Origin of the sequence: Methylobacterium sp. WL116 (assembly GCF_008039455.1) — a bacterium.
In the GTDB taxonomy this organism is placed as follows: domain Bacteria; phylum Pseudomonadota; class Alphaproteobacteria; order Rhizobiales; family Beijerinckiaceae; genus Methylobacterium.
Genome location: NZ_VRUV01000362.1, coordinates 1 through 4,741 on the forward strand (window position 1 = coordinate 1; position 4,741 = coordinate 4,741).

At 70.6% G+C, this 4,741-nt stretch carries 9 protein-coding genes; 5 read left to right on the forward strand and 4 right to left on the reverse strand.

Features of this window, described 5'->3' with window-relative positions:
• Positions 1 to 186: 186 nt before the first annotated feature.
• A complete protein-coding gene (locus FV223_RS20400; protein ID WP_147728716.1) occupies positions 187 to 783 on the reverse strand; it encodes a MucR family transcriptional regulator in 597 nt (198 codons plus the stop codon).
• Between the two features lie 201 nt (positions 784 to 984).
• Here FV223_RS20400 and FV223_RS20405 point away from each other — a divergent pair, with 201 nt between their 5' ends.
• Positions 985 to 1,209 (forward strand): hypothetical protein, encoded by a 225-nt coding sequence (locus FV223_RS20405; protein ID WP_147728717.1) that lies wholly within the window; start codon positions 985 to 987, stop codon positions 1,207 to 1,209.
• An 89-nt stretch (positions 1,210 to 1,298) separates the two neighbouring features.
• Here the strand turns inward: FV223_RS20405 and FV223_RS20410 are convergent, their stop codons facing one another.
• The gene (locus tag FV223_RS20410) at positions 1,299 to 1,520 is read right to left on the reverse strand and encodes a hypothetical protein (protein WP_147728718.1); all 222 of its coding nucleotides are present in this window, start codon (positions 1,518 to 1,520) and stop codon (positions 1,299 to 1,301) included.
• 123 nt (positions 1,521 to 1,643) lie between these two features.
• On the opposite strand from FV223_RS20410, the gene FV223_RS20415 reads away from it, so the two are divergent.
• From FV223_RS20415 to FV223_RS20425, 3 genes are all read left to right on the forward strand, one after another.
• Positions 1,644 to 2,438 carry a transporter substrate-binding domain-containing protein gene (locus tag FV223_RS20415; RefSeq protein ID WP_246686505.1) on the forward strand — a complete coding sequence of 265 codons (795 nt, stop codon included), beginning with the start codon at positions 1,644 to 1,646 and terminating at the stop codon, positions 2,436 to 2,438.
• A gap of 15 nt (positions 2,439 to 2,453) precedes the next feature.
• The gene (locus FV223_RS20420) at positions 2,454 to 2,873 is read left to right on the forward strand and encodes a cupin domain-containing protein (protein WP_147728719.1); all 420 of its coding nucleotides are present in this window, start codon (positions 2,454 to 2,456) and stop codon (positions 2,871 to 2,873) included.
• A gap of 89 nt (positions 2,874 to 2,962) precedes the next feature.
• Positions 2,963 to 3,244 carry a hypothetical protein gene (locus tag FV223_RS20425; RefSeq protein ID WP_147728720.1) on the forward strand — a complete coding sequence of 94 codons (282 nt, stop codon included), beginning with the start codon at positions 2,963 to 2,965 and terminating at the stop codon, positions 3,242 to 3,244.
• Between the two features lie 150 nt (positions 3,245 to 3,394).
• On the opposite strand, the gene FV223_RS20430 is transcribed toward FV223_RS20425, so the two are convergent.
• Positions 3,395 to 3,658 (reverse strand): hypothetical protein, encoded by a 264-nt coding sequence (locus FV223_RS20430; RefSeq protein WP_243934143.1) that lies wholly within the window; start codon positions 3,656 to 3,658, stop codon positions 3,395 to 3,397.
• A 148-nt stretch (positions 3,659 to 3,806) separates the two neighbouring features.
• Positions 3,807 to 4,001, reverse strand: coding sequence for a DUF3606 domain-containing protein (locus tag FV223_RS20435; protein ID WP_147728722.1), 195 nt, complete (start codon positions 3,999 to 4,001; stop codon positions 3,807 to 3,809).
• Positions 4,002 to 4,160: 159 nt separating this feature from the next.
• Between FV223_RS20435 and FV223_RS20440 the strand changes: the two genes are divergently transcribed.
• A partial coding sequence (locus tag FV223_RS20440) for a hemerythrin domain-containing protein (protein ID WP_147728723.1) occupies positions 4,161 to 4,741 on the forward strand: 581 nt, incomplete at its 3' end.

Genomic DNA, 4,741 nt, shown 5'->3' on the forward strand with positions numbered 1-4,741 from the left:
GGCTCCGAAGGCGCGCGGACGCAAGCCCAAAGCCGCCGAGTCACCCAAGGCCGTAGAGGCGTCCCAGGCCGAAGGAGCGCCGCCGTCGGCTCCGAAGACGCGTGGCCGCAAAGGCGGAGTAGCACGCTCTCGCCGGGCGATCCGGCCCCGTCCCGATCCACCCACGGGACGGGGCGTCGAACGGCGTCAGGCCGGCTCGGCGACCGTTTTGGCGTTGCCTTTGCGGCCACGCGTCTTCGGAGCCGACGGCGGCGCTCCTTCGGCCTGGGACGCCTCTACGGCCTTGGGTGACTCGGCGGCTTTGGGCTTGCGTCCGCGCGCCTTCGGAGCCTCGGCGGTCGCCTCGACCGCTGCGGCGGCCGCGGGCTGCTTCCGCCGCTGCTGACCGAGGCCGAGCGAGCGCGCCAACGCCGAGCGCGTGGCGGAGTAGTTCGCCGAGGTCGACGGGTAGTCCGCCGGCAGGCCGTAGCGGGTCCTGTACTCCTCGAACGACAGGCCGTTCCCGTTCAGATGGCGCTTCAGCGTCTTGTAGGGCTTGCCGTCGAGGAAGGAGACCAGCGCGTCGGGCGTGACCGACTTGCGGATCTGAGCCGCCGTCGGCTTCTCCGGGCCCGCGGGCTCGGCCGGCTTGCCGTTGCGAAGTTCGGACAGCATCGCGTGCACGTTGGCGATCAGCGTCGGCAGCTCAGCCACCTGGACATGATTGCCCGAGACATAGGCCGCGACGATGTCGGCCGTGAGACCGACGGGGGTATTGGGCTGATATTCGAGCTGATCTTCCAAGGCGGCACTCCTTTTCCGGAAAAGCTATGGCTCTGCGGGCTCGCCTATCTCGTCAAGTGCCGTTCGAACGAAACGCGTGGGTATCGGATGTAATATTGCAGAAACCGAGCGATCCCGACGTGCGACGATCCTATCTCTGGAACCAGGACTGCCGATCCCTGTTCTGACGTCACGGCGCAGCGCCGTGTAAGGCTCTACAGAATGAACAAGCTCATCCTCGGCGCAACGGTGGCGCTCGGCCTCTTGCTCGGCGCCAACACCGCCGGCATGGCGTCACCGGGCGATGGCCTCGATCGCAACGCGGCGGCGACCGGCAACGGTCGCATGGGCGGAATGCACGCCGGCGCGCGCACCGGCGGGATGATGCGCCCCCGCATGGGCGGGATGCGGATGATGCGGCGCCATCACCGGCGTCACCACCGCTGAGCGACCGGCCCTCTCGATCGGCGCACGACGCAGGAACCCCGGGACGCTCGCGCGATCCGGGTTTCCTGCGTCGGCGAGCGCCGGTCGCCCTAGGGACGCTCCGCCTTCGGCCAAGTGTCGATCACGGCCTCGCCCGATCGCAGCTCGACCCGGTGGGCATGCGCATCGTCCCGCGTCTCGCACAGGTCGACCGCCGATGCGAAGCGCAGGCGGGCGGCCACCTCGGTGGCGGCATCCTCCTCGACGACGACGTGCCCGTCTCGGTAGGTGAGCACCACGAAGGGCGGGTTCTTCAGATCGCTGACTTCCATAGGCTCGCTCCGACCGCGTGTCATGGCGCAACGTTCGTCGGCGGTTCCCGCTCCGCCCGCATGGGACCCGCTTCGACGACGGTGTACAGCGGACGGCAAGAAACCACTCCGGGAACGCCACCCATGCCGCTCGCCCAGGGATTGCCGGCCGCGCTCGCCATCCTCGCCGCCATGACGCTTCCCGGGCTTGTGCAGGAGACCGCCGCGAAGGCCGGGCTGGCGCCGACCGGCACGCTCCGGGTCGGCCTCGTCGAGGCGCCGTCCGCCGGCCTCGTCTTCGTCGCCCGCTCGCCGGACGGGACGCCCGAGGGCGTCACCGCGGATCTCGGCGCAGACCTTGCGCGACAGGTGGGCCTGCCGCTGGCCGTGACCCTCTTCCCGAACTCGGGCGCTGCGGCAGCGGCCCTCCAGGCCGAGACGATCGACGTGAGCTTCATGCCCGTCGATGCGGCGCGTCGGCAGGTGCTCGATTTCGGGCCGGGCTACTACGACCTCGAGAGCACCTACCTAGTGACCGGCGCGTCGGGCATCGTCGACGTCGCGCAGGTCGACCGGCCGGATCTCAAGGTGGTGGCGATCGACGGGACCACGACGATCCGCGCCTCGGGCCGCACGCTGACGCGGACCCGGCCGGTGGCCGTCTCTTCCGTGGCCGAGGCGATCGATCGGATGCGAACCGGAGCGGCCGACGCCTTCGCCCTGTCGCGAGACACGCTGCAGCCGATCGTGGCGCAGGTCCCCGGCTCGCGGATCGTCACCGGCGGCTTCCAGCGGACGCAGGTCGCCGTCGCGGTGCCGAAGGGCCGGCCGGCGGCGCTCGCCTCGGTGACGGCGTGGCTTGCGGAGGCGAAGCGGTCGGGCCTCGTGCGCCGGATCTTCGACGCCCACGGCTTCGATGGGGATGCGGTGGCACCGTAGGAACGGAGCGAGGCGATGACGCGATGGTACGCAAGCGGCGGGCTCGCGCTGGCCTGCACGGCCGGTGGAGTCGGTTTCGGGGGCTCGGCGATGGCGCAGGAGACGGTGGTGCACGAGATCATGCGGACCGAGCTCGGCCGCGCGCCGGTCTCCGGCGACGACACGCGCGAGATCATCATGCAGCTGGTGGAGTTTCCGCCGGGTGCGACCTCGCCCCGCCACGTCCACCACGGCGAGGAGTCGTTCTACGTGATCGAGGGCGGCACGGTGCAGATGTCCGGCAAGGAACCGAAGCAACGGCCGGCCGGCGAGCGCGGGATCAACCCGCGCGGCGTGCCGCACGCGGGCTACACGGTGGTCGGCGACAGGACGATCAAGGTCCTGTCGGTCTACGTGGTCGACAAGGGCAAGCCCTTGCAGGAGCCGTCCCCCTGACCGCGGGCCTGCCGAAGCTGCACCCAACGAAGCGGGCGACGCGCGAAACAGCGTCTTCCGAGCACCCCGACGCGAAAGGCTTTTCTGGAATGAGCGAGACGCCCGATCCCGACCGCGCGGCCCGCGCCATCGCGGAGAACGTCTATGCGGCGTACTGCCGCCAGGCGACCATGCCGGCTCACCCTTTGGAGGAGCAGACGATCGTCACCCGGCTGGTCGAGGCGATCCGCCCGCAGATGGGCGGCTCCCCGGGCGCGATCGTCGAAGCCGTCAACGCCGCCCTATCGGCCTGGGAACAGCGGGATCTGGACATTCGCGGCCCGCGCGTCGCAACGATCGACCAGAGCGACGGCGCGATCACCCTGGGGTGAGCGCGGCCTCGGGGTGCGGTCCGGATCGGCGCACGCTTGCCGCCGGAAGGCCGAGCGACGAGAGCCGGATTCCGCCTCGCGGAGCTCCATGCCTACCGCCGGGCGGGAACCGGCCGCGCGACGCGGCTCGGGGCGCCGGTGGGGCGGGCCTCAACCCTTCTTCTTGTAGGCCTCGATCGCGTTGCGGCACCCGGGCGAGAGCTTCGACATGTTCCTGTTGAAGCAAGCGCGCGTCTCGGGGCCGTCCTCGAGCGGCAGGCCGGTGCAGAAGGTCGCGAAGTCGCCGGCGCAGAGCAGCTGCATCGCGGCCTTGTCTTCCTGCGACACCGGAGCGGCGATCGCTGCGGTCGCCGCAAACGTCGCGAGCGCAAAGCCGACTCCAAAACGTACCAACATCGTCTTCTCCTGAGGCACCCGGTTGACCCGGGTCCGGTGCCAGAACGTTGCGGGATGCGTCCGGGTTGCGCCGCCCGGCCCACGTCGTCGCGCGGCGTGTCCCGACAGGCACGGTCGGAACGGTGCTCGATCGCCCACCGGCCCGATGGGCCGGCGAAGCGTCGCGTCAGACGATGCCGCTGGCCTCGTACGGCCAGGGAAGGCCGAGATGCGCCGCGACCTTCTCGGCGTCGTGGCCGACGGCCTCCACAGCCGCCCCGAGCGTCTCCACCGGCACCTGGAGCTTGCGCGCCCAGTAGGCGGCCGCGTCCGGCGTCGAGAGGTTGACGGTCTGAGGCTCGTGCGTGTCGTCGATCGGCATGGGGTGCTCCTGCCTCCCCCAATGCGGCAGTGCACCGGCGGTTCATTCACGCGGCCCGCCCCGGCGATTCGTTGCGCACGCTGCGCCCCGAGCACGGGCGGATGGAGGAACGGCCGGTGGGCGGGGCGGTTAGCAGGTACAACGGTAAGGAGTACCATCATGGATGTCTGGCAGCTCATCGGGCGCGACCACGCGAACATCGAGCAACTCATCCACGATGCGCCGAAGGCATCGCAGGGGCCGGGTGCCGTGCGGAGCCGCGAGCGCCTTCTCGGCGAGCTCATCGATCGCCTCGAAGCACATGCCGAGGCGGTCTCCGTCAGCCTCTACGCCCCCCTCGGCCGGCGCGCGCAGACGCGGACGCTGGTTGATGCGCTGGACGAGCAGCACCGGGCGTTCATGAGCCAGCTCGCGGACCTGGCGCGACAGCGTCGGACGGGCTCCGAGGGGTGGCTGGATGCCTTCGAGGACGCGACCTTCCTCGTCGACCAGTACCTTCACCGCCACAAGCACGAGTTGATCCCGGCAGCGCGGGCGTTGCTGTCCGAGGGCGAGGTCGGCGATGCGGGCCAGACGTTCGTTCAAGCCAAGCGCTGGATGCTGCAGGGCCGCGACCGTCCGGCACCGGCACCGCGGAGCGAGTTCGACCTCCGGGTCATCGTCTGCACCCTGGCGGTCGGCCTCGGCTACCTTCTGTGGCAGGCGGGCTTCCTCGGTCGAGCCGGCGGCCGCCGCGGCGC